Here is a 23,166-nt window from a genome sequence, read left to right on the forward strand (position 1 = left end):
CAGCCGGGTGCCGTGGCGAGATCCGCACGACTGTTCACCGATCATCCCGCCACTGTTAAACGCCGTACAACTATCGTGCCTGTCGTACGAGAGGCGCGGCGAAGTGCAGTGCTCATGTCCGTGGCTCTCACCGCCCTGCCACGGAGGTGCCAGAACGCGCGATCGCCGTGGTCGAGCCCGCCGGGATGGTGCCGGCACCGCGGCCGGGGACCCCGGGTGCGGTCCAGTCACCCGGGAACCGGCGCTACCGTCCCGTCCGGCTCGTGACGGGCAGCGGGAACGAGCGGGTGTGCTACTTAGCGTGGGACGAACGGGGCGTGACCGTGCCGGGTGGTCGCGGCGCCGCGGAGAGGGCCGATACCGTGTCGGGGATGGTGTGCGAGGCGTGCCTGCGGGAACGGGTGCGGGTGAGCCCACGGTGAGCAACCCCCGTATCAGCAAGGGGCTGACCCGCGACCAGATCGTGGCGGCGGCCGTCATGCTCACCCGCCGCCAGGGTCTGGAGGGGTGGTCGCTGCGCGGCGTGTCCGAGTGCGTCGGGGTCTACCCGGGTGCGGTGTTCCACCACCTGGGTGGCGGGCGGGACGTCCTCGTCGCCGCCGTCGTCGATGACATCGCTGCGCGGATCCTCCTCGTCCCGGCCCGCGGGACCGGCTGGCGCGAGTACGTGCGTCGCCTGGGGGAGATGGGGTGGGGGGTGCTGCGCCAGTGCCCCGGCGTCGCCTGGCACATCGCGCGCAACGCCGCCTCCGGTCACCTGCCCCAGCCGATGGGCGCCCGGCTGGTGGCCGTGCTCACCGAGGCGGGTTTCGGAGAGCGGGCCGAGACCACGGCGCTGCAGGTGATCCGGGTCCTGTGCCTGTTCATCGCCGGGCTCGACGAACTCCCCGGCGTCGATCCCGCGGCGCTGGAACGGCTCTGGGCCGCCGACCTCGCCCTGTTCCTGGCCGGTCTGGACGCCGTCGAGGGCGCCCGCGCCAGGCCGGGGGAGCCCGGGATCACGGAATAGCGGACGCCCGCGCCGGGCTTGATGTGGTGCGTGCCGTCGTGGCGGTGGTGACCTTCGGGCGCTGTCCCGGCATCCCGGCCGCAAACCTGAAGTAATCTGGAGCTGTTTGCGGCGGCACCGCGGAGGACGATGTGGACAACACCTGGTCGTTGATGAGTTCGGCAATGCGCTCGGCGGACGCACCGAAGGGACTGGCACCGGGCACGGTGCGCCGGGTGGCGCGGTTCGCCCGGCCGTACTGGCGCAGCCTGCTGGTCTTCCTGGCGCTGACCGTGGTGTCGGCGGTCATCGCGGTGACCACGCCGCTGCTGGCGGGCAAGGTGGTGGACACCATCGTGCGCGGGCGGGAGGCCGGCCTGGTCGGTCTGCTCGCCGCCGTGGTGGCCGCGCTCGCCATCGCCGACGCCGGGTTCGGACTGGTCGAGCGCTGGCTGTCCGCGCGGATCGGCGAGGGGCTGATCTACGACCTGCGCCGCGCGGTGTTCGAGCACGTGCAGCGGATGCCGATCGCGTTCTTCACCCGCACCCGCACCGGCGCCCTGGTGAGCCGGCTCAACAACGATGTGATCGGCGCGCAGCGCACCTTCACCGCGACCCTGTCCGGGCTGGTCACCAACGTGATCCAGCTGGTGCTCTCGCTCGGGGTGATGGTGACGCTGTCCTGGCAGGTGACGCTGCTGGCGCTGGTGCTCCTGCCGGTGTTCGTGCTGCCCGCCCGCCGGATGGGCCGCCGGATGGCCGCCCTGCAGCGGGAATCGGCCCAGCTCAACGCCGGGATGACCACCCAGATGACCGAGCGGTTCTCCGCTCCCGGCGCCACCCTGGTCAAGCTGTTCGGGCGGCCGCGGCGGGAGGCGGAGGACTTCGGCGCCCGCGCCGGCCGGGTGCGGGACATCGGGGTGCGGACGGCGATGCTCACCCGCTGGTTCATGACCAGCCTCACCCTGGTCTCGGCGCTCGCGCAGGCCCTGGTCTACGGCCTGGGCGGGTGGCTGGCGATCCGCGGGCAGCTCGCCCCGGGCACGGTCGTGGCGCTGGCGCTGCTGCTCACCCGGCTCTACAGCCCGCTGACCGCGCTGGCCAACGTCCGGGTGGACGTGATGACCGCACTGGTGTCGTTCGAGCGGATCTTCGAGGTGCTCGACCTGGAGCCGATGATCACCGAGAAGCCGGATGCGCGGACGGTGCCCGAGGGCGGGGTGTCGGTCGAGTTCGCCGACGTCACCTTCGCCTACCCGGCGGCCGACCGGTACTCGCTCGCCTCCCTGGAGGACGTGTCTACTTTGGACACCCGCGGGGGCGAGGAGGTGCTGCACGGGATCAGCTTCCGCGCCGAACCGGGACAGATGGTGGCGCTCGTCGGCTCGTCCGGCGCCGGCAAGTCGACGATCGCGTCGCTGCTGCCGCGTCTCTACGACGTGGACTCCGGGGCGATCCGGCTGTCCGATGTGGACGTCCGGGACCTGGCGTTCACCGCGATCCGGGACACCGTCGGCGTGGTCACGCAGGACGGGCACCTGTTCCACGACACCATCCGGGCCAACCTGGAGTACGCGCGGCCCGGCGTCACGGACGAGGAGATCTGGGACGCGCTGGAGCGGGCGCGGCTGGCCGAGCTGGTGCGCAGCCTGCCCGACGGGCTGGCCACGCTGGTGGGGGAGCGCGGCTACCGGCTCTCCGGTGGTGAACGGCAGCGCCTGACCATCGCACGGCTGCTGCTCGCGCAGCCCCGGGTGATCGTGCTGGACGAGGCGACCGCCCACCTGGATTCCGAATCCGAGGCCGCGGTCAGCGAGGCCCTGTCGCACGCCCTGGAGGGGCGGACCGCGCTGGTCATCGCCCACCGCCTGTCCACCGTGCGGGCGGCCGACCAGATCCTCGTCGTCGAGGCCGGGCGCATCGTCGAACGCGGCACGCACGAGCAACTGCTCGCCGCCGGCGGCCGCTACGCCGACCTCCACCACACCCAGTTCAGCGAGGAACCGGCCGCGGCCTAGCCGGACTGGCGCAACGCGGGGACGCGCGGCCGGTAGCGCTCCAGCAGGGCGGCGTTCGCCGCGTCCCCGTCCGCCATGTTCGAGCTGCGCCACAACGGCACCTCGGCACCCTCCCGGCGGGCGGCGTCGTGGACGTGCGCCAGCACCTCGTTCCAGAGGTAGACGTTGAGCAGCGACGACAGCGCCACCGTGCGCGGGTCGTCCGCCGGGAACGAGGCGTCGCCGGGCCGGACACCGGTGTCGAGCACCACGTCGGCATGGTCGAGCAGCGTGCTGGGCGACCGGCGCGGCGCAGCCGCCACCGCGGCGCGGGAGGTCACCGCCACCACCGGCGCCCGGACCGCCTCCGCCAGCTCCACCGGGTACGGGTTGACACCCGAGTTGGAGAACACGAACACGACGTCGTCCGGCCCGGGCGCTCGCTCGGCGAGCACCTGCGCCGCCAGCCCGGACCGCCGCTCGGCAGCCGTGCTGGTGGTCGCGCTGTGCAGCGGCAGCAGGTCCGGGTGGTAAAGCGGGTACACGCACGCCAGGCCGCCGGCGCGGTAGAAGGTCTCGGCCACCGACGCGAGTGAGTGCCCGGCCCCGGCGGTGAAGACAAGCGCATCCGCCCGCACCGCGCCCAGGACCAGCCCGGCCGCCTGCCGGATTTCCGCGGAGTTGCGTTCGCCGGCCCGCTCGAGCGCGCCGGCCACCAGATCGTGGATCACCCGGCCGACCCTAGGCAACGGACCACCCGCCGGAGTGGCCGGACGGAAGAATCCCGCCGCCCGGGATGTTGGACCCCAAGTGACGACCGACCCCGTGCTGATGACCTGGCGAGCCCGCGGACCGGTGCGGGCCGTGGTGCTGGTCCTGCACGGGGGCGCGGAGAACGGGCTCGCCGTGGTCCGGCCGTGGGGCCTGGCCTACCTGCGGATGGTGCCGCTGGCGCGGTCCACCGCCGGCGCGGGCGCGCCGCACGGCGTGGAGGTGCGGCTGCTGCGCAACCGCGTCCGTGGCTGGAACGAGCCGGAGATGCACCCGGTCTCCGACGCGCGGTGGGCGCTCGACCGGATCCGCGCGGAGCGGCCCGAGGTGCCGGTGTACCTCGTCGGGCACTCGATGGGTGGCCGGGTCGCGCTGCGCGTCGCCGACGACCCGGCGGTGCGCGCGGTACTGGCGCTGGCCCCGTGGACCCCGGCCGGGGAGCCGGTCGAGCCGGTGACCGGCCGCACCGTGCTGATCGCCCACGGCACGCGCGACCACATCACCGATCCCGCGGAGTCCTTCACCTACGCGCAGCGCGCGCAGGCCGTCGCGGAGCGGGTGGTGCGGATCGAGGTCATGTCGGAGGGGCACGCGATGCTGTTCCGGCCCGGCGTGTGGACGCGGCTGGTGCGTGACTTCGCCCGGGACGCGGCCGGCGTGGCGCCGCTCACGGCCTGGTCAGCGGGCCCCGACCAGCGGCTTCGCCTGCCCGTGTGATCGCGCGCAACCCGTTCGGGGTGCTGGACGTCCTCGGGAGGACGGCTTGCGGTTCACTAGGGGCGTCCTAGGGCCGGTCGATCGGGGAACGGTGATGGCGTGACGAACCAGGGCGGACACCCAGCGCGCGCTCCGCGCGGACCGCGACAGCACCAGCCTGCCCAGATGATGCCGGTGCCCGGCCGCGCGGACGCCGCACGGCAGGCCCCGCCCCGGCGGAGCGGCCCCCCGCCGACCCGCGCGATGCCCTCCCGCGGTGCTGTCCCGCCGCCCGCCCGGCCGCCGCGCACGCGCCGCCGCCGGTTCGGCCCGGGCAAGATCCTGCTCACGCTGCTGTCGGTGGTCCTGCTGTTCTTCGCCGGCGTGTGGATCTACCTGGAGTTCTCCATCAACCGGGTCGCGGCGATCGAAGACTACAACGGCCGACCCGCCGCGGCGTCGGGCACGAACTGGCTGATCGTCGGCTCCGACAGCCGCGAGGGCCTGTCCGCCGAGGACGAGGAGCGCCTGGTCACCGGGGACGTGGCCGCCGCGGGCGGCGGTCAGCGCACCGACACGATCATGCTCGCGCACCTGCCGGACAACGACACCAAGCCGACCCTGGTGAGCCTGCCGCGCGACTCCGAGGTCGCCATCCCGGGCCACGGCACCAGCAAGATCAACGCCGCGTTCTCCCTGGGCGGCGCGCCGCTGCTGGTGAAGACGGTCGAGCAGGCCACCGGGCTGCGCATCGACCACTACGCGGAAATCGGTTTCGGCGGGTTCGCCACCATCGTCGATGCGATCGGCGGCGTGGACATGTGCGTCGACAAGGAGATGCACGACACGATGACCGGCATCACGATCCCGGCCGGCTGCCAGGAGCTCGACGGCGCGCACGCGCTCGGCTTCGTGCGGATGCGGCACAGCGACGCGACCCCGCGCTCCGACCTGGACCGGGTCGAGAACCAGCGCAAGTTCATCGGCGCGCTGGTCAGCCAGATCGCCAGCCCCGGCACGCTGCTCAACCCGTTCGACTTCTTCCCGCTGCTGAGCGCGGCGCCGGACGCGCTGACCATCGACTCCGGGGACCATCTGCACAACCTGGTGGGCCTGGCGTGGGCCATGCGCGGCATCTCCTCCGACGGCGTGCTGTCCACGACCGTGCCGGTCACCTCGGCCGCGGCCGAGCACTGGGACAAGACGAAGTCCAGGCAGCTGTTCGACGCCCTCCGCCGCGACACCGCGGTGCCCGACAGCGCGATCATGAACTAGTACTCCAGCGGTAGATCGTGAGCACGCTTGCGAGGTCTTCGGCGAGGGCCGAAGCCATGGCCCCGCGATCCTCCACGGGGGCAGTGCGGAATGCGACGGCCGGTCAGCTGCCGGTCAGGGCCGGGGCGGTCCGTGAAAGGGCAGCGTCTGGCTGTAGACGACGCTGGTGGTCGTGCTGCCGAAGCCGGCCAGCTCGTCCATGAGTGTCTCCAGATGCTCCATGGAGGTCGCGGCTACCTTGAGGGTGTAGCAGTCGTCGCCGGTGGTGCGCAGGCACTCCAGGATCTCGCGTCGCTCGGCGAGCAGTCGGCGGAGCGGCTGGTGGTGGTTGCCCGGGTACTTCAACCGGACGACGGCGAGTACGGGGTAGCCGACCTTGGCCAGGTCGACCACGGCGTGGTAGCCGGTGACGACGCCCATCGCCTCCAGTTGCCGCACCCGTTCCGTGGTGGCTGACGGGCTGAGGCTCACGCGCCGCCCCAACTCGCTGAGGGAGATGCGTGCCTCCCGTTGCAACTCGTCGAGGATCGCCCAGTCGACGTCATCAAGATTCACGGCCATCTCGTCATTTTACCGGGAAAACGACTGGAAAACGTGGGAACTGCCGGGAGATCTCACTTCCCAGTTCCTTGATCGCCGGGATAACCTCAACCATGCAACTTGGCGTCAACGTACCGAACTTCGGGCCGGGAACCGATCCCGGCGTGCTGCGCGAGTGGGCGCGGATCGTGGAGGGGCTCGGCTTCGACCTCCTCATGGTGTCGGATCACGTGGTCGTCACCCCGGACGTGGCCGTGCGGTACCCGGAGCCGTTCTACGAGCCGTTCACCACGCTGTCCTGGCTGGCCGGCACCACCACCACGGTTCGGCTGGGTACCACCGTGCTCGTGCTGCCCTACCGGCATCCGCTGCTGGTGGCGCGCATGGCCACCAACCTCAACCAGCTCAGCGGCGGCCGGCTCGTGCTCGGGGTGGGCGTCGGCGGGGCACGTCAGGAGTTCGAGGCGCTCGGCGTGCCGTTCGCCGCGCGCGGCAGGCTGACCGACGAGTACCTCGGCACCCTGCGGAAGACCTTGCAGGAGGAGGCCGACGGCCGGACCAGCCCGATACCCATCTGGGTCGGCGGCAACAGCGAGGCGGCGATCCGACGCGCCATCAGGTTCGACGCCGCCTGGCACCCGCTGCGGGCCACCCTTCCCGAGCTGCGCTCGGCCGTGACGAACCACTCGCTGCCGGCGTTCGCGCCCCGCATCGTCCTGCGGCTGACCACCACACCGGTCGACGACCCCGATCGGCCGGCCGGCTCCGGCACCATCGAGCAGATCCTCGACGATCTGAACCAGCTCCGTCTGCTCGGCTCCGGCACCGTCCTGCTCGACCCCTACCACGGGGATCCGGAGGAGACTCGCCGTCCGAGCGCAGTCTGGCAGGCACTCACCGCCGTGGCCACACACTGGAGGACAACATCGTGATCACTGCAGCCGACGAGGATTTCCTGCGGCGCGCCATCGACATCGCGGCCCATGCCATCACCCTCGGCGACGCGCCGTACGGCTCCCTGCTGGTCGGCCCGGACGGGGCGATTCTCGCCGAAGCCCACAACACGGTGCGGCGCGACAACGACATCAGCGCCCACCCGGAACTGAAACTCGCCCGCTGGGCGGCCCGCGAACTCGACCATGACACGGCCGTACGCACCACCATGTACACCAGCTGCCAGCCATGCTCCATGTGCTCGGGCGGCACCGTCCGCTCCGGACTCGGCCGGGTCGTCTACGCGCTTTCCACCGAGCAACTCATCGAACTCAACCCGGACTCAGGCGCCTGGCCGGCGGTAGCGCAGGACGGCCCGGCTCTGTTCGACGTGGCACGCGCCCCCATCGACGACTACTACCGGCGTTGACCGGGAGTGCCGGCCAACACCCCGCACCACAACAACCCGAGCGCGTTCATCCGTAGTAGCTGGGCACGTTCACGTGTACGCGTGCACGACAGGGCCCACCGGCTCCGCTGGTCCCACCGGCGACGCCGCCGCCAGGCCGTCGCCCCAGCGTGATCACGATCGACCGCGGGAATCTCCCGTGCGGGCGAGCACCGGGGCGGGGATGATCGAGGGATGCAGATCCCTGCGGAGAGCCTGTCGGACGGGGTGATCGTGCTGCGCCGGTGGTGGGCCGGCGACGCCGAAGCGCTGCATCGCCTGGTCGACGAGTCGCTGGACCACCTCGCACCCTGGATGCCGTGGGCGGTCGGCAGCTACACCGAGCGCGACGCGCGGGAGTTCCTGATGCTGACGCGGGAGAGCTGGCTGGCGGCCGAGACGTTCGACTACGCGATCGTCGCCCCGGACGGGGCGATCGCCGGCAGCTGCGGGCTGATGGCCCGCATCGGCCGCGGTGGCCTGGAGATCGGTTACTGGCTGGGCAAGCCCTACACCGGTCGCGGCTGGGCCACCCGCGCGGCGCGCCTGCTCACCACCGAAGCCTTCCGCGTGGGCGCCAACCGGGTCGAGATCGTGCACGACGTCGCCAACCACCGCAGCGCGGCGGTTCCGGCCCGGCTGGGCTTCACACGGCTCGGGGAACGCCCCACGCAGCTGCCCGGCGGCACCGCCGCGACCGGGCGCGTCCTCGTGTGGCGGCAGACCGCGTCCTGACCACGCAGGGTTTTGCCGGCGGTACCCGGGATCAGACCGGAGGTGCCCCGCCGGAGCCGGAGGGGCTGCGGGCCGGGCGCGCCTCCTCCGGAGTCACGTCCCCGATGCCGTGCAGCACGTGGGCGAGGATTTCCGCGCCGCGCACGACGCGCGGGCCGGGCCGGTTGAAGTAGGCCGGGCCGTCGAGGACCCACACCCGTCCGCTGCGCACGGCCGGCAGGTCCGCCCAGCCCGGGCGGGTGGTGAGCAGGTCGAGTTCGGTCTCGGTGCGGTCCGGCGGCAGGCCGCACGGCAGCAGGAGCAGGACGTCGGGCCGGGCCGCGACGACCGCGGACCAGTCGACGGCGTGCGTGTGCTCCCCGGGCACCGCGAGCAGGGGTTCCCCGCCCGCGGCGAGGATCTGCTCGGGCACCCAGTGCCCCGCCGGCCACACCGGATCGAGCCATTCGATCGCGGCGACCCGCGGCCGGTTCCGGTGCCCGGTCTTCGCCCGGACGGCGTCGAGCCGGGCCTCGAGGTCCCGGTGCCGCTCGTGGGCCACCTCCGGCACGCCGAGGACCTCACCCACCTGGCGGAGGCAGTCGAGCACCTCGGGCAGCGTGCGGGGCTCCAGGCTCAGCACCCGCGGCCCGGCGTCGAGCAGGCGGACCGCGTCCGACACGCGCCGGTAGGAAACCGCGCAGACCTCGCAGAGATCCTGGGTGAGCACGACGTCCGGGGCCAGCTCGGCGAGTTTGGCGGAGTCGAGCGCGTAGAGCGCGGAGCCGGAATGCGCGCCGCCGACCGCGGCGGTGATCTCCCGGCTGCTCATGGCCGCGTGCAGGCCGCTGCCGGTCACCACGGGCACGGCGCCGACGCCCGGCGGCCAGTCGCACTCGTGGGTTCGCCCGACCAGGTGGCCGGCCAGGCCCAGCTCGGCCACGATGTCCGTGGCGGCGGGCAGCAGCGACACGATCCGCATGTCCCGAGCCTAGAACGGCGGAGCGTCTCAGTCCTGGCCCTGGCGTTCGCGGATCAGGTCCTCGACCGCCTTCGGGACCGTCGTCTCGAAGTCCAGCATCTTCGCCCAGTGCGGCTCGACCGTGATGACCACCATCCGTTGGTAGAGCGCTCGCACGCCCTGCTCCCACGCCTCGAACTCCCCGGCCGGGACCATCTTGCGCGACGCCTCGACGTAGCCCTCCGGCACGCCGTCGACCTCCGTCAGGCGAGCCGTGCCGCGGATCAGCAGCACCCGCGGAGGCCACCGGCCCTGCGTGTCGATGGTGATGGCCACGCGCGGATTGCGGCGCAGCGCCGGGACCTTCGCCGAGTTCGGTACCGTCCCCATCAGCAGGTTGCCGCCCTCGCACCAGAACCCGATCGGGATGACGCGCGGTCCGCCGTCGAGCCCCTCGTAGGCCAGCCGCGCCGGGATCGACGATCCCAGCAGCTCCTGCGAGACCGGCTCGGCCAGCACCCCGGCCACGTCGTCGCGGTTCATGTCCGTCTCCTCCCGTGGTGAGCGCCCGTCGTGGCGCAGTCTCCCCGGGGACGGGGCCCGCCGCACGGTTTCGACGTCTCCGGCATCCGCAATTCCACCGGGCGGGGGGAGGGTGGCCGCTAGCCTGGACCGCGTGTGCCCGGACACCTGGGTCCTCCACGTGGACCTGGACCAGTTCATCGCGGCGGTCGAGGTCGCCCGGCACCCCGAGCTGCGCGGCAAGCCGGTGGTGGTGGGCGGGTCCGGCAACCCGGCGGAGCGGGGCGTGGTGGCCACCGCCTCCTACGAGGCCCGCGAGTTCGGCATCCAGTCGGGCATGCCGTTGCGGCTCGCGGCCAGGCGGTGCCCGGACGCGGTGTTCCTGCCCGTCGACAAAGAGGCCTACGAGGAGGTCTCCGAGCGGGTGATGGCCACGTTGCGGTCGTTCCCGGTGGTGGTCGAGGTGATCGGCTGGGACGAGGCGTTCCTCGGTGCGCGTACCGGCGATCCGGAGGCGCTCGCGGCGGAGGTCCGGACGCGGGTGGCGGAGACGACCGGCATGTCGTGTTCCATCGGGATCGGCGACAACAAGGTGCGCGCCAAGATCGCCACCGGGTTCGCCAAACCGGCCGGCATCTACCGCCTGACGCGTGCCAACTGGGTCGAGGTGATGGCCGACCGGCCGACCGACGCGTTGTGGGGGATCGGCCGGAAGACGGCCAGGAAGCTCGAGGCCGCCGGGCTGACCACGGTCCGGCGGCTCGGCCTGGCCGATCCGGACGAGCTGGCCGCGCGGTTCGGCCCCACGATGGGGCCGTGGTACCGGCTGCTCGCCCAGGGTGCGGGCGACACCGAGGTCACCGCGACCCCGTACGTGGCGCGCTCGCGCAGCCGCGAGATCACCTTCCAGACCGACCTGACCGCCCGCGCGGAGATCGACGCGCAGGTGTCGGCGCTGGCGGCCCGGGTCGCCGCAGATGTGGTGTCGGAGGGCCGCCCTGCGGTACGGATCGGGGTGAAGGTGCGGTTCAAGCCGTTCCTCACCTACACCCGCAGCCTGACACTGCCCGCCCCGACGAGCGACGGTGCGGACATCGAACGCGCGGCGCTGTCGTTGCTGGACCGCTTCGAGTGGACGCGGCCGGTGCGGTTGCTGGGAGTGCGGGCGGAGTTCGACCGGGTGGAGTGACGCGCTCAGGTGTGCGTGCGCCGGTAGTGGCGGCGGGCGCGGTCGCGGTTGCCGCAGTCGCCGGAGCTGCACCATCGGCGTGATCCGTTGCGGCTGCGGTCGAGGAAGAGCCAGCCGCACGCCTCGTCGGCGCACTCCCGCAGCCGGGTGAGGTCTTCGAACTGCAGGAGCCGCCAGACCTCCAGCGCGAGCGCCGCGGGCAGGTCACTGGTGCCGTGCACCGCGATCCGCCAGTCCAGCGGTGCCACCGACGCGATCGCCGCCCGGCCGAGTGCGCCGACGATCAGCCGGCGCACCGGCTCGGGATCCCCGGGCGCCGCCCCGGTGGCCAGTGGCCGCAGCACCCGGTAGGCCGCTTCCCGGAGTGCGCGGACCTCCGCCACGCCACCGTCCACGGCGACGGGGGTGAAGCCGGCGCCCTCGGCCCAGCGCTGCAGCGCGTCGTCGTCCGGGAGCCGCTCCTCGGTGCGCGCCGGGTCGAGCCGCCACGCCACGGTGTTGAGCAGTTCCAGCGCCCGATGTCCACCCACGGCCATCTAACAACCGTAAAGGTGTTTGGTCGTTATGTCGACGGGTAGCCACCCGGTGTGCGACCTGCCTGGGGAGTCGCGACGGGGGCGCTGGGCGTCTCCGCCTCGGCCGTGCTGATCGACCTGTCCGGGACGGCGCCCGGCACCGCGTCGTTCTTCCGGTGCCTGTTCGCCCTGCCGCCGCTGGCGCTGCTCGCCGGCGCCGAGCGGGCGCGGGCCGGGCCGCTGGACCGCACGGCGGTCGTGCGCGCCGTGCTGGCCGGTGTGCTGTTCGCCGGGGACAGTCTGCTGTGGACACAGGCGATCGGGGAGGTCGGCGCCGGACTGTCCACGGTGCTGGTCAACCTGCAGGTGGTGATCGTGCCCGTGATCGCCTGGCTGGTGGACCGCGAGCCGGTGTCCCGCCGCTACTTCGCGGCCGTCACCCTGGTGCTGCCCGGGGTGGTGCTCGCGGCGGGTGTGCTCGGCGGTGCGACCGGGACCGCGCCGGTGGCCGGTGCGGTGCACGCGTCCCTGGCGGCGCTGTGCTACTCGGGGTTCTTGTTCCTGCTGCGGCGTGGCGGGCAGGACGGCCGGACGCGGCAGCCCTACCTCGTGGTGACCGCCGCGGCCATGATCGCGTCCCTGGTCGCGGGTGCCCTCGGCTACGGGCTGGACCTCGCGCCGGGCTGGGCCGCGGCCGGGTGGCTGCTGGTGGTGGCGGTGTGCGGGCAGGTCGTCGGGTGGCTGCTGGTGGCGGAGGGCAGCCCGCGGCTGCCCAGCCACGCCGGCGCCGTGCTGCTCCTGCTCACGCCGGTGGGCGCGGTCGTGCTGGGCGCGCTGGTGCTGGGGGAGCGGCCGTCACCGGTGCAGCTGCTCGGCTGCGGCCTGGTTCTCGCCGGGGCGGTCGTCACCGCACGGCGATGACTTCACACCACCAGGGCTGACCTCACACCACCAGGAGCGTCTTGCCCGTGGCCGTCCGGTTCTCCAGCGCCCGGTGCGCGTCGGCGGCGCGGGACAGCGGGAAGGTCTGCCCGACCACCGGGCGCACCGCGCCGCGGGCGGCCATCCGCAGCACGCGTTCGGCTCGGGCGCGGCGGCCCGCGGCGTACTCGCCCAGCTGCTCCAGCCCGTAGGCGGTCACGCCGCGGCGCGCGACCTCGGCGGCGGGGACCGGCGCGCCACCGGCGAAGCCGTAGTTCGAGTACCGGCCGCCGGGCACCACCAGTCCCGCGGCGGCCCGGCCCAGCTCGCCGCCGACGCCGTCGAACGCCACGTCCACCGGCCCGGCCTGGTCGGTCCAGCCGGGCTCGCTGTAGTCGATCACCACGTCCGCGCCCAGCCCACGCACCTTCTCCAGCTTCTCCGCGCCCCGCGCCGCGCCGATCACCCGTGCCCCCGCCCCGTGCGCCAGCTGCACGAGCAGGATGCCCAGCCCACCCCCAGCGGGCTGGACGAGCACCGTCTCACCGCGGTGGACCTGCACCCGCTCGAACACCGCCAGCGCCGTGGTGCCGTCGTGCAGCAGCGCCATCGCCTCGCGCAGCCCGGCCCCGGGCGGGATGCGGATCAGCTGGTCCGGTGCCGCCAGCACCTGCTCGGCGTAGCCGCCGTCCACATCGGCCAGCACCCACTGCCCGCACCACGACGGATCCACCCCCGCGCCGATCTCGGTGACCTGCCCGGCTGCGCCCGCGCCGGGCACGTAGGGCGGCGACACCGGGAACCGGTCCCCGCCCTCGCCCCGGCGGATCACCGTATCGAGCGACAGTACGCCCGCCACCTTCACCTCGACCACGACCTGCCCCGGCCCCGGATGCGGATCGCGCACGGTCTTGACCCGCAGCACCTCGGGACCGCCGAACCGGTCGACCACGATCACTCGCATGGGGACAGGCTGCAACTTCGACCGCGCTGGAGGTCAAGGCTCGGTAGCGTGGCGGCATGGCGGACGAAATCGTGGTCGGCGTGGACGGCTCGGCGGCGGCGCTGGACGCGGTGCGGTGGGCGGCGGAGGCTGTCCGGCGGAAGGTGGCGTTGCGCCTGGTCCACGCCACCGACATCACCAGCGGCCTGGACGGCGGGCTGCCGATGCCGCAGAGCTTCTTCGACGAGCTGGATCGCGCCGGTCAGGAGTTCCTCGCCGACGCGGTGCGGCTGACGGGGGAGGTCCCGGTGTCCACCGAAACGCCGTTCGCGCCGGCGGTCGCGCTGCTGCTCGAGCGGTCGCGCACCGCGCGGATGCTCGCGCTCGGCTCGTCCGGGCGGAGCGGGCTCACCGGGATGCTCGCCGGGTCCACGGCCGTGTCGGTGGCCGCGCACGCGTCCTGCCCGGTCGCGGTGGTCCGCGGGCGGCCGGCCACCGGCGGCCCGGTGGTCGTGGGTGTGGACGGCAGCCCGACCAGCGAGGAGGCGCTGTCGGTCGCCTTCGACGAGGCCGCCTGGCGCGCGGTGCCGCTGATCGCGGTGCACGCCTGGAGCGACGCCAAGGTAGCGCTGCCCGCACCGGATCCCGGCTGGGCGGAGGTGGAGCGCGACCAGTTACGGCTGCTGGCCGAGCGGCTGGCCGGCCGGCGCGAGCGCTACCCGGACGTGCGCGTCGAGCGGGTCGTGGTGCGGGACCGGCCGCGGGACGAGCTGCTGGCCCGCAGCCGGGACGCGCAGCTGGTGGTCGTGGGCAGCCGCGGCCGCGGTGGCTTCCGCGGCCTGCTGCTGGGATCCACCAGCCAGGCGCTCATCCACCAGGCCGAGTGCCCGGTGCTGGTGGTGCGTCCCCGGTAGGGCCAGCCCCACCACGCACCGGGTGGACGGCACCGCTGACAGCGGACCCGCCCGCACGATGGGATTGTCGTCATGACAACGCCTGTGGAAACCGTGGCCGCCCCCGTGCGGGCTTCGGGCACGCCAGCCGTCGAACTGCACGGCGTCACCCGGACCTACCGCGCCGGACAGCACGAGGTCCGGGCGCTGGACGGGGTGACCGCAACGTTCCCCGCCGGGTCCTGGACGGCGGTGATGGGCCCGTCCGGTTCCGGTAAGTCCACCCTCCTGCACTGCGCCGCCGGCCTGGAACGCGTCACCGGCGGGCAGGTCGTGGTCGCCGGCCAGGACATCACGACCGCCACCGATGCCGACCTGACCGCCTTGCGGCGCCGCGAGATCGGGTTCGTGTTCCAGAGCTTCAACCTCATCGGCTCGCTCACCGCCGAGCAGAACGTCGCCCTCCCGATGCGCCTGGCGGGCCGTCGGCCGTCGGCGAAGGACGTCACCGCGGTGCTCGCCGCGGTCGGGCTGGCCGATCGCCGCAAGCACCGCCCCCGCGAGCTCTCCGGCGGCCAGCAGCAACGCGTCGCGATCGCCCGTGCCATGGTCACCCGGCCGCGCGTGCTGTTCGCCGACGAGCCCACCGGGGCCCTCGACTCCGCCGCCGCCCGCCGCGTGCTCGCGCTGCTGCGCGAGCTGGTCGGCGCGGACCGCAGCATCGTGATGGTGACGCACGACCCGGCCGCCGCGGCCCGCGCCGACTCGGTGATGTTCCTGCGGGACGGCCGCGTCGTCGACCACGCCGTGGCCCCGGACGCCCGCGAGGTCGCCGCCCGCCTCGCCGCCCTGGAGGCGTGAGCGATGCTGCGCCTGTCCTGGACCACCTTCACCGACCGCTGGGCGCTGTTCCTCGGCGCGATCCTCACCGTGTGCCTCGGCGTCGCGCTCGTCCAGTCGTCCCTGCTGGTCCTGGTGTCCGCCGCGACCGCGGGCGGCGAGGTCACCGAGGCGATCACCCTGCTCGCGATGACCCTGGGTATCTCGGCGTTCCTCGCCGTCTTCATCGTCAGCTCGACGTTCGCCTTCACCGTCGCCCAGCGCCGCCGTGACCTCGCGCTGCTGCGGCTGACCGGCGCCGCGCGCGGCCAGGTGCGCCGGTTGCTGCTGTCGGAGGCGCTGTTGCTGGGCCTGCTCGGGACCGCCGCCGGCGTCCCGCTCGGCCTGCCGGTGATGCGGTTGCAGACCTGGCTGCTGCACGACCTCGGGTTCGTCCCCGCGGCGTTCACCCCGCGCTGGCAGGACTGGATCCTCGCCGTGTCCGCGGGCACCGGGACCGGTGTCGCGCTGATCGGCGTGCTCGCCGCCTCCCGGCGGGCCGCGAAGGTCCGGCCCCTCGAGGCACTGCGCGAGACCGGCGCGGCGACCCGGGTGATGACCGCGGTGCGCTGGTTCTTCGGGGTACTGTTCCTCGCCGGTGCGGTCGCCATGGCGACCGTCGCCGCGTTCGCCCCGCCGGAGGGCGCCGTCCCGCTGGCGATCAACACCGCGCTCGCCTCCGCGGTCGCGCTCACCGCGTTGAGCCCGCTGGTCGTGCCGCTCGCCGGGCGGGTGGCCGGGCTGCTCCTGCGCGGCCCGCTCGGACGGCTGGCTCAGGCGAACCTGCGCGACGGAGTCCGGCGCAGCGCCTCGACCGCGGCGCCGCTGATCGTGCTGGTCGCGTTGCTCGTCGCGCAGGCCGGGACACTCGCCACCATCGCCGGCGGGGCCGACCTTGAACGGCGCGCGGACATCCGCGGCGACCTCGTGGTGACCACGACCGGACCATCCGATTTGGACACTGCAGACACTGTGCACACTGGCGGCGTGGTGTCCCCGGAGAGCCGGGTGCCGATCACCGTCGTCACCCGTGACGAGGACGGCACCGAGACCGACGAGGCCCTCGCGAAGGTGGTCGATCCCGGCGCCTACGCCGCGATCCACACCCGCGGCCCGGCCAGCGGATCACTCGCGGCGCTGACCGGCGACACCATCGCCGTCGCGGACGGTTCCGGCGCGCTCGGTGACGTGGTGACCGCCCGCATCGGCGGCAGCGAACGGAACCTGCGGGTGGTGGCGGTGATGCCGGAAAGCCTCAGTGGTGGCGTGGACTTCCTGCTGCCCTCCGGGGTGGTGCCCGCCGGGCTGCTCGCCGCCGCACCCACCGAGTCGATCGTCCGGCTCGCGCCCGGCGCGGGGCCTGCGACGGTGACCACCCGCGGCACGGTGACCACAGTGGACGACTGGATCGCCACGACCGGGGCCGCCGAGCAGCAGACCGGCACCGGCATCATGACCGTGCTGATGGGCCTGTCCGGGCTGTACGCGCTGCTCGCGGTGATCAACGCCGTGGTGATCGCCGCCGCCGACCGCCGCCGCGAGTTCGCGGTCGCCCGGGTGACCGGCCTGACCCGCGGCCAGGTGGTGCGGGCCGCCGTGCTGGAGTCCGGCCTGGTCACCGCCATCGGTCTGGTGCTCGGCGGTCTCGCGGCGTCGGCGACCCTGGCCGGCATCTCCTCGGCCGCCGCCCGGATCTCCGGGCAGGCCGTCCTGGTGGTGCCGTGGACGTTGATCGCCGTCGTGGTGCTGGGCGCTTTCCTGGTGGTGGGTGTGACCAGCGCGGTCACCGCGCTGTCCGCGACCAGGCCGAACCCGGTGTCGCTCACCGGCGCGGCGTGAGTTCCGGCTGCGCCCGGCGGGTGGGCGCGGGCTCGCCCGGGCGCACCGGCGTCACCGGAGTACCCGGCCCACCTCCGGCGGCGGGGCCTTGAACTCCAGCCACCGGCTGTCGGTGATCGCGCTGACCGTGTGGCGCACTCCGCGCGGGTGCAGCACCGTGTCACCGGGGCCCAGCCGGGCCGGCACTCCGTCGACCGTGCCGGTGAGTTCCCCGGACAGTACGTAGACGAAGCTGTCGTGGTCGTGCGTGTGTTCCGGCGACGACACGCCCGCCGGGTATTCGAGTTCGAGCAGCAGTCCCCGCGGGGTGTTCTGCAGGACGCGGAACCGGCCGGAGCCGCCGATCAGCGGGAGCCCTTCGACGGAGGTCAGGGTGCGGAAGTTCGTCACGTCCGCAGCGTGACCGGTCAATCCGGGCGCTGTCAACGTTTTTCGGCAAGCGGGGAAAGGAACTCCGGGCTGTTCAGCGTGAGTGGGTCCGCGATCCGGGACGCCGTTGACCCGTTCGCGGCCGGGAGGAAGCATTTCTTCCGAACCTTCCGCAAAACTTGGGAGAATCCGTGTCGCTTTCCGCAACGGACGTTCTCGTGCGCCCGGACGGGGCAACCGGGCCGCGCGCACGTCCGGCCCGAAGACGTCTGCCCGATCTGCGCCGCTGGATCAGTCCGGTCGCATTGCTCGCCCTGTGGCAGCTGGCCTCCTCGACCGGGGTGCTGCCACCCGGCAAACTCAGTTCACCGTGGACCGTCCTGCAGGCCGGTGTCGAGACCGCCCGCTCGGGGGAACTGGGTGAGGCGTTCGCCGTCTCGATCGTGCGGGTGGGTTTCGGGTTCGCCGCCGGTGCCGCGGTCGCGGTCGTGCTGGGCGTGATCGCCGGGCTGTCCCGGTGGGGCGGGGTGCTCGTCGACCCGCCCGTGCAGATGTTGCGCACCCTGCCGTTCCTGGGCCTGATCCCGCTGTTCATCCTGTGGTTCGGCATCGGCGAGGAACCGAAGATCGTCCTGGTCGCGCTGGGCGTGGCGTTCCCGCTGTACCTCAACGTGCATTCGGGTATCCGGGGCGTCGACGACCACCTCGTGGAGGCGGCCACCGCCCTCGGCTACACGCGCTGGGAACGGCTGGTCCACGTCGTGCTGCCGTCCGCGGTGCCGCAGGCCCTGGTGGGGTTGCGGCAGTCGCTGGGCATGGCGTGGCTGGCGTTGATCGTCGGCGAAACCGTGAACGCCGACGCGGGCCTGGGCTACCTCATCAACAACGCCCGCGAGTTCCTGCGCACCGACGTGATCGTGGTCGGCCTGATCGTCTACGCCGTGCTCGGCCTGGCCACCGACGCGCTGGTCCGCCTGATCGAACGGAGGGCGCTGCGATGGCGCGCGAACTGATCGCCCAGGTGCGTGGCCTGACCAGGCGCTTCGGCGCGCGCACCGTATTGTCCGATGTGGATCTGGACATCGCGCGCGGCGAGTTCGTCGCCCTGCTCGGCCGCAGCGGCTCGGGCAAGTCGACGCTGCTGCGGATCCTCGCCGGGCTGGACGCCGGGATCGAGGGCGAGGTGCGGGTCGACGGCACGGTGTCCGTGGCGTTCCAGCAGCCGCGGCTGCTGCCGTGGCGGCGGGTGTGGCGCAACGTCGTCCTCGGCCTGCCCGGCCGCGGCCGGGACCGGGACCTCGCCGGGCGCGCGCTCGCCGAGGTCCGCCTCGCCGGTCACGCCGGAGCGTGGCCGCGCACGCTGTCCGGCGGTGAGGCCCAGCGCGTCTCGCTCGCCCGGGCGCTGGTCCGGGAACCCGGCCTGCTGCTGCTCGACGAGCCGTTCGGCGCGCTGGACGCCCTGACCCGGCTGGCGATGCACCGCCTCGTCGAGGACCTGTGGACCGAGCACCGGCCCGGTGTCCTGCTCGTGACCCACGACGTGGACGAGGCGCTGCTGCTCGCCGACCGCGTGCTCGTGCTCGGGGAGGGGCGGATCGTCGCCGAGCACGTCCTGGACCGCCCACGGCCCCGCGCGGTGTCCGACCACCTCGACGTCCGGGCCAGGGTGCTGGCCGACCTGGGAGTGACCGATCATGCGATTGCCTAGAACCCTCGCCGCTCTCGGCGCCACCGCGGCGCTCGTGCTGGGCCTCGCCGCCTGCGGCGGTGGCACCGGATCTTCGGGTGGCCCGTCGGTGCCGCCGCCGGTGAGCGCGGCCGACCTGGCGAAGGTGACCCTCAAGGTGGGCGACCAGAAGGGTGGCTCGCAGGCCCTGCTCAAGGCTGCCGGCCTGCTGGACGACCTGCCGTACCACCTCGAGTGGTCGACCTTCACCTCCGGCCCGCCCCTGCTGGAAGCCGCTTCGGGTGGTGCGATCGACGTCGGTGCGGTCGGCAACACGCCGCCGATCTTCGCCGCCGCCGCGAACGCCAGGATCGCGATCGTCAGCTCCGCGCAGGGCGACGTCCGCGGCGACGCGCTGCTGGTGCCGCCCGACTCGCCGCTGCGCACGATCGCCGATCTCAAGGGGAAAACCATCGGCGTCGCCAAGGGCAGCTCCGCCCACGGCCAGATCCTGCTGAACCTGCGCAAGGCCGGACTGTCCACGAAGGACGTTCAGTTGTCCTTCCTGCAACCGGCCGACGCCTACAGCGCGTTCACGCAGCACCGCATCGACGCGTGGGCGGTGTGGGACCCCTACACCTCGCAGGCGGTGCTGGAGGCGGGCGCTCGCGTGCTGGCCGACGGGACCGGCACCGCGAACGGGTACTCCTTCGAGGTCGCCGGGCACGACGCGCTGTCCGACCCGGGCAAGAACGCCGCGATCCGCGACTTCGTGGTCCGCATCGCCAAGGCACAGCGGTGGTCGGACGCGCACCGCGACCAGTGGGGGCAGGCGTGGGCGGCCGACACCGGCCTGGCGCCCGAGGTGGCGCTGGCCGCGGCCCGCAACGGCCCGGACGTGCCGGTCGCGCTGGACGACCGGGTCATCGCCTCCGAACAGGAGCTCGCCGACGCCTTCACCGGCGAGAAGGTCCTGCCGGGCAAGGTCGAGTTCGCCCGGTTCGTCGACACCCGGTACGCCGCCGATCTGTCCGCCGCGAGGGGATGAGAAATGACCATCACAGCGCACTGGTTCCTGCCCACCTCCGGGGACGGCCGGACGGTCGTGGAACGGTTCCACGCCAACCGTTCGCTCGGCCCGGCCGCGCAGCGGGAAGCCAGCATCGACTACCTGGCGCAGATCGCGCGCGCCGCCGAGCAGCTCGGGTTCGAGGGCGTGCTGACGCCGACCGGCACCTGGTGCGAGGACGCGTGGCTGACCACCGCGGCGCTGATCCGCGAGACCAGCAGGCTGAAGTACCTCGTCGCGTTCCGGCCCGGTGTGCTCTCGCCAACCCTGGCCGCGCAGATGGCGGCCACCTACCAGCGGATCTCCGGTGGCCGGCTGCTGCTCAACATCGTCACGGGCGGTGACTCCGTCGAGCAGCAGCGGTTCGGCGACTTCCACGACCACGACCAGCGCTACGCCCGCACGGACGAGTTCCTCACCATCGTCCGCGGGGCGTGGAGCGGGCAGCCGTTCGACTTCACCGGCGAGCACCTGTCGGTGGCGGGCGCGACGGTGCTCGCCGCGCCGGACCCGGTGCCGCCGCTGTACTTCGGCGGATCGTCCCCGGCCGCGCTGCCGGTCGCGGCCAAGCACGCCGACGTGTACCTGACGTGGGGCGAGCCGCCGGCGCAGGTGGCGGACAAGATCCGCCGGGTGCGGGAGCTGGCGCAGGCGCGCGGCCGCACGATCCGGTTCGGCATCCGGCTGCACACGATCTCCCGGGACAGCTCGGCCGAGGCGTGGGCGGAGGCGGGCAAGCTGCTCGACGCGCTGAGCCCCGAGCAGGTCGCGAAGGCCCAGGCGCAGCTGTCCGCGAGCGAGTCGGAGGGGCAGCGCCGCATGGTCGCGCTGCACGGCGGTGGCCTGGACCGCGGTGTGCGCGGGCTGGAGATCCACCCGAACCTGTGGGCCGGCATCGGCCTGGTGCGCGGTGGTGCCGGCACCGCGCTGGTGGGCAGCCACGGTGAGGTCGCGGACCTGATCGAGGAGTACCACGCGCTCGGTATCGAGGAGTTCGTGTTGTCCGGGTACCCGCACCTCGAGGAGGCGTACTGGTTCGCCGAGGGGGTGCTGCCGGAGCTCGCGCACCGCGGGCTGTTGCGCGGCACCCGCGACCGGCGCACGACCGTCGCCGCGCGGTGAAAAGGTGAGGCGATCCCCTCCACCGGGCAGGATGGGCGGGGTGGAGGGGATCGTCGACGCGCTCGTGGCCGAGACCGGGTTCTCCGGCGTCGTCCGCGTGGACTCGAGCGGGCGCACGCTGCTCGCGAAGGCCTACGGCTTCGCCCACCGCGGGCTGCGGGTGCCCAACACCGTCGGCACCCGCTTCGCCCTCGCCAGCGGCACCAAAGGCCTGACCGCACTGACGGTCGCCGCACTGGCCGAGCGCGGTGTGCTCGGGCTCGACACCACCGCCCGGTCACTGCTCGGTGACGACCTGCCGCTCATCGGCGACGAGGTCACCGTCGAGCACCTGCTGGCTCACCGCTCCGGCATCGGCGACTACTGCGACGAGGACGCCGGCCGGCCGGTCACCGACCACATCCTGCCCGTGCCGGTGCACGAGCTGGAGTCCACCGGGGACTACCTGCGCGTGCTGGACGGGCACCCACCGAAGTTCCCGCCCGGACGGCGGTTCTCCTACTGCAACAGCGGTTACGTGGTGCTCGCCCTCCTCGCAGAACGCGCCACCGGCCGCCCGTTCGCCGAGCTGGTGGGCGACCTCGTGTGCGCGCCCGCGGGCATGGCGGACACCGGGTTCCTCCGCTCCGACGAGCCCACGGCCGGGGTGGCCCTCGGCTACGTCGGCGCACGGCGGACCAACGTGTTCCACCTGCCGGTGCTCGGCAGTGGCGACGGCGGGATCTACTCGACCGCCGCCGACGTCCACGCCTTCTGGGCCGCGGTGTTCACCGGACGGATCGTCCCCCTCGCCCGGGTGCGGGAGATGACAGCGCCCCGCAGCGCCGTCCCGGAGGAGAACCTGCGTTACGGCCTGGGGTTCTGGCTCGCCGGTGACGCGGTGCTGCTGGAGGGCTACGACGCCGGCGTGTCGTTCCGAACCGTCCACAGTGGTGCGGCCACCTGGTCCGTGCTGTCCAACACCACCGAGGGCGCCTGGCCGCTCGCCCGGCGGATCGCCGAGCTCACCGGGTGACCAGCGCCCGGAGGAAGAACGCCAGGTTCGCCGGCCGCTCGGCCAGCCGCCGCATGAAGTACCCGTACCACTCGTCGCCGTAGGGCACGTACACCCGCATCCGGCCCTCGCGCGCGAGGCGGCGCTGCTCGGCGTCCCGGATGCCGTACAGCATCTGGTACTCCCAGTCCGGCCGGTCCTTGCCGAGTTCCGCGGCGATCGCGATCATCCGCGGGTCGTGGGTGGCCACCATCGGGTAGCCCTGGCCCGCCATGAGCACCCGCAGGCAGCGCACGTACGAACGGTCCACTTCGGACTTGTCCAGGTAGGCCACCGACGGCGGCTCGGAGTAGGCGCCCTTGCACAACCGGACCCGTGAGCCCGCGTACGCGAGGTCCCGGCAGTCCTGCTCGGTGCGCTTGAGGTACGCCTGCAGGACCGCACCCACCCACGGGAAGTCCGCGCGCAGCTCGCGCAGGACGCCGAGCGTGGCGTCGGTCGTGCTGTGGTCCTCCATGTCCAGGGTGACCGTGGTGCCGGCGGCGGCCGCGGCGGCGCAGATCCGCCGCGCGTTGTCCAGGGCCACCCGGTCACCGTCGGGCAGGCGCTGCCCGACCGCGGACAGCTTGACCGACACCTCGGCCCCGTCCGCCAGCCCCGAGTCGGCCAGCAGGGTCAGCAACTCGACGTAGGCCTTGACGGTGGCCGCGGCCATCGCCGCGTCCGTGGTGTCCTCGCCGAGGTGGTCGAGCGTGACCAGCCGTCCGCTGCCGGTCAGCTCGCGGGTCACGGTGATCGCGTCGTCCACCCCGGCGCCCGCGACGAACCGGCGGACCACCGGGCGGGTCAGCGGGGACCGCTCGACGAGCGACCGGCAGGCCGGCGATCCGGCCGCGGTGAGCAGTGCGGTGCGCAGCATGGT

25 protein-coding genes are annotated in these 23,166 nt (G+C 73.3%); 17 read left to right on the top strand and 8 right to left on the bottom strand.

The features are described 5' to 3' along the window. Window positions 1-418 precede the first annotated feature (418 nt). The gene (locus tag FHX46_RS12820; RefSeq protein ID WP_167113627.1) at window positions 419-1,009 is read left to right on the top strand and encodes a TetR/AcrR family transcriptional regulator; all 591 of its coding nucleotides are present in this window, start codon (window positions 419-421) and stop codon (window positions 1,007-1,009) included. Between the two features lie 131 nt (window positions 1,010-1,140). Next, complete coding sequence (locus FHX46_RS12825; RefSeq protein ID WP_167113630.1) at window positions 1,141-3,006, top strand: ABC transporter ATP-binding protein; 1,866 nt, start codon at window positions 1,141-1,143, stop codon at window positions 3,004-3,006. On the opposite strand, the gene FHX46_RS12830 is transcribed toward FHX46_RS12825, so the two are convergent. Then, on the bottom strand, window positions 3,003-3,716 hold the full coding sequence (locus tag FHX46_RS12830) for a sugar isomerase domain-containing protein (RefSeq protein ID WP_167113633.1): 714 nt from the start codon (window positions 3,714-3,716) through the stop codon (window positions 3,003-3,005). The genes FHX46_RS12825 and FHX46_RS12830 overlap by 4 nt on opposite strands. Before the next feature lie 100 nt (window positions 3,717-3,816). On the opposite strand from FHX46_RS12830, the gene FHX46_RS12835 reads away from it, so the two are divergent. Together FHX46_RS12835 and FHX46_RS12840 are read left to right on the top strand one after the other, a co-directional pair. Then, the gene (locus FHX46_RS12835; protein WP_167121440.1) at window positions 3,817-4,473 is read left to right on the top strand and encodes an alpha/beta hydrolase; all 657 of its coding nucleotides are present in this window, start codon (window positions 3,817-3,819) and stop codon (window positions 4,471-4,473) included. Between the two features lie 165 nt (window positions 4,474-4,638). Next, window positions 4,639-5,727 (top strand): LCP family protein, encoded by a 1,089-nt coding sequence (locus FHX46_RS12840; RefSeq protein WP_167113636.1) that lies wholly within the window; start codon window positions 4,639-4,641, stop codon window positions 5,725-5,727. A gap of 114 nt (window positions 5,728-5,841) precedes the next feature. Here the strand turns inward: FHX46_RS12840 and FHX46_RS12845 are convergent, their stop codons facing one another. Beyond that, a complete protein-coding gene (locus FHX46_RS12845) occupies window positions 5,842-6,288 on the bottom strand; it encodes an Lrp/AsnC family transcriptional regulator (protein ID WP_167113639.1) in 447 nt (148 codons plus the stop codon). Window positions 6,289-6,380: 92 nt separating this feature from the next. Between FHX46_RS12845 and FHX46_RS12850 the strand changes: the two genes are divergently transcribed. The 3 genes from FHX46_RS12850 (at window position 6,381) to FHX46_RS12860 (ending at window position 8,383) form a co-directional block, all read left to right on the top strand. Continuing rightward, entirely contained in the window at window positions 6,381-7,199 is an 819-nt protein-coding gene (locus FHX46_RS12850; RefSeq protein WP_167113642.1) for an LLM class flavin-dependent oxidoreductase, read from the top strand. Beyond that, window positions 7,199-7,630: a nucleoside deaminase gene (locus tag FHX46_RS12855; protein ID WP_313886283.1), complete on the top strand. Its 432-nt coding sequence runs from the start codon at window positions 7,199-7,201 to the stop codon at window positions 7,628-7,630. The genes FHX46_RS12850 and FHX46_RS12855 overlap by 1 nt, the downstream gene beginning before the upstream one ends. A gap of 213 nt (window positions 7,631-7,843) precedes the next feature. Continuing rightward, window positions 7,844-8,383, top strand: a complete 540-nt coding sequence (locus FHX46_RS12860; RefSeq protein ID WP_167113648.1) for a GNAT family N-acetyltransferase — start codon at window positions 7,844-7,846, stop codon at window positions 8,381-8,383. A gap of 31 nt (window positions 8,384-8,414) precedes the next feature. Here the strand turns inward: FHX46_RS12860 and FHX46_RS12865 are convergent, their stop codons facing one another. Further along, complete coding sequence (locus FHX46_RS12865) at window positions 8,415-9,344, bottom strand: cobalamin-binding protein (protein ID WP_167113651.1); 930 nt, start codon at window positions 9,342-9,344, stop codon at window positions 8,415-8,417. Window positions 9,345-9,371: 27 nt separating this feature from the next. Further along, the gene (locus tag FHX46_RS12870; protein WP_167113654.1) at window positions 9,372-9,866 is read right to left on the bottom strand and encodes a pyridoxamine 5'-phosphate oxidase family protein; all 495 of its coding nucleotides are present in this window, start codon (window positions 9,864-9,866) and stop codon (window positions 9,372-9,374) included. A gap of 133 nt (window positions 9,867-9,999) precedes the next feature. Here FHX46_RS12870 and FHX46_RS12875 point away from each other — a divergent pair, with 133 nt between their 5' ends. Then, window positions 10,000-11,034, top strand: a complete 1,035-nt coding sequence (locus tag FHX46_RS12875; protein ID WP_167113656.1) for a DNA polymerase IV — start codon at window positions 10,000-10,002, stop codon at window positions 11,032-11,034. Between the two features lie 5 nt (window positions 11,035-11,039). Here the strand turns inward: FHX46_RS12875 and FHX46_RS12880 are convergent, their stop codons facing one another. Then, the gene (locus tag FHX46_RS12880; protein ID WP_167113659.1) at window positions 11,040-11,570 is read right to left on the bottom strand and encodes a CGNR zinc finger domain-containing protein; all 531 of its coding nucleotides are present in this window, start codon (window positions 11,568-11,570) and stop codon (window positions 11,040-11,042) included. 51 nt (window positions 11,571-11,621) lie between these two features. On the opposite strand from FHX46_RS12880, the gene FHX46_RS12885 reads away from it, so the two are divergent. Next, window positions 11,622-12,470: a DMT family transporter gene (locus tag FHX46_RS12885; protein ID WP_167113662.1), complete on the top strand. Its 849-nt coding sequence runs from the start codon at window positions 11,622-11,624 to the stop codon at window positions 12,468-12,470. A gap of 22 nt (window positions 12,471-12,492) precedes the next feature. On the opposite strand, the gene FHX46_RS12890 is transcribed toward FHX46_RS12885, so the two are convergent. Continuing rightward, window positions 12,493-13,434 (bottom strand): zinc-binding dehydrogenase, encoded by a 942-nt coding sequence (locus FHX46_RS12890; protein ID WP_167113665.1) that lies wholly within the window; start codon window positions 13,432-13,434, stop codon window positions 12,493-12,495. Between the two features lie 56 nt (window positions 13,435-13,490). Between FHX46_RS12890 and FHX46_RS12895 the strand changes: the two genes are divergently transcribed. From FHX46_RS12895 to FHX46_RS12905, 3 genes are all read left to right on the top strand, one after another. Beyond that, window positions 13,491-14,327 (top strand): universal stress protein, encoded by an 837-nt coding sequence (locus FHX46_RS12895; protein WP_167113668.1) that lies wholly within the window; start codon window positions 13,491-13,493, stop codon window positions 14,325-14,327. A gap of 72 nt (window positions 14,328-14,399) precedes the next feature. Beyond that, window positions 14,400-15,167, top strand: coding sequence for an ABC transporter ATP-binding protein (locus FHX46_RS12900; RefSeq protein ID WP_167113671.1), 768 nt, complete (start codon window positions 14,400-14,402; stop codon window positions 15,165-15,167). A 3-nt stretch (window positions 15,168-15,170) separates the two neighbouring features. Next, window positions 15,171-17,024, top strand: a complete 1,854-nt coding sequence (locus tag FHX46_RS12905) for an FtsX-like permease family protein (protein WP_167113674.1) — start codon at window positions 15,171-15,173, stop codon at window positions 17,022-17,024. Between the two features lie 51 nt (window positions 17,025-17,075). Here the strand turns inward: FHX46_RS12905 and FHX46_RS12910 are convergent, their stop codons facing one another. After that, a complete protein-coding gene (locus FHX46_RS12910) occupies window positions 17,076-17,414 on the bottom strand; it encodes a cupin domain-containing protein (RefSeq protein ID WP_313886114.1) in 339 nt (112 codons plus the stop codon). Window positions 17,415-17,584: 170 nt separating this feature from the next. On the opposite strand from FHX46_RS12910, the gene FHX46_RS12915 reads away from it, so the two are divergent. Genes FHX46_RS12915 through FHX46_RS12935 form a run of 5 tightly spaced genes read left to right on the top strand, consistent with a single transcriptional unit; the run spans window position 17,585 to window position 22,265 of the window. Further along, entirely contained in the window at window positions 17,585-18,406 is an 822-nt protein-coding gene (locus FHX46_RS12915) for an ABC transporter permease (RefSeq protein ID WP_167113676.1), read from the top strand. After that, window positions 18,391-19,101: an ABC transporter ATP-binding protein gene (locus FHX46_RS12920; protein WP_167113679.1), complete on the top strand. Its 711-nt coding sequence runs from the start codon at window positions 18,391-18,393 to the stop codon at window positions 19,099-19,101. Before FHX46_RS12915 ends, FHX46_RS12920 begins: the two co-directional genes overlap by 16 nt. Next, window positions 19,088-20,107: an ABC transporter substrate-binding protein gene (locus FHX46_RS12925; RefSeq protein WP_167113682.1), complete on the top strand. Its 1,020-nt coding sequence runs from the start codon at window positions 19,088-19,090 to the stop codon at window positions 20,105-20,107. Before FHX46_RS12920 ends, FHX46_RS12925 begins: the two co-directional genes overlap by 14 nt. Before the next feature lie 3 nt (window positions 20,108-20,110). Further along, the gene (locus FHX46_RS12930; protein ID WP_167113685.1) at window positions 20,111-21,250 is read left to right on the top strand and encodes an LLM class flavin-dependent oxidoreductase; all 1,140 of its coding nucleotides are present in this window, start codon (window positions 20,111-20,113) and stop codon (window positions 21,248-21,250) included. A gap of 31 nt (window positions 21,251-21,281) precedes the next feature. Beyond that, a complete protein-coding gene (locus tag FHX46_RS12935) occupies window positions 21,282-22,265 on the top strand; it encodes a serine hydrolase domain-containing protein (RefSeq protein WP_208401187.1) in 984 nt (327 codons plus the stop codon). Here the strand turns inward: FHX46_RS12935 and FHX46_RS12940 are convergent. Further along, window positions 22,255-23,163 carry a proline dehydrogenase family protein gene (locus FHX46_RS12940; protein WP_167113690.1) on the bottom strand — a complete coding sequence of 303 codons (909 nt, stop codon included), beginning with the start codon at window positions 23,161-23,163 and terminating at the stop codon, window positions 22,255-22,257. The two genes, FHX46_RS12935 and FHX46_RS12940, sit on opposite strands and share 11 nt — an antisense overlap. Window positions 23,164-23,166: the final 3 nt, after the last annotated feature.

The sequence above is a fragment of the Amycolatopsis viridis genome (genome assembly GCF_011758765.1).
Taxonomy (GTDB): domain Bacteria; phylum Actinomycetota; class Actinomycetes; order Mycobacteriales; family Pseudonocardiaceae; genus Amycolatopsis_E; species Amycolatopsis_E viridis.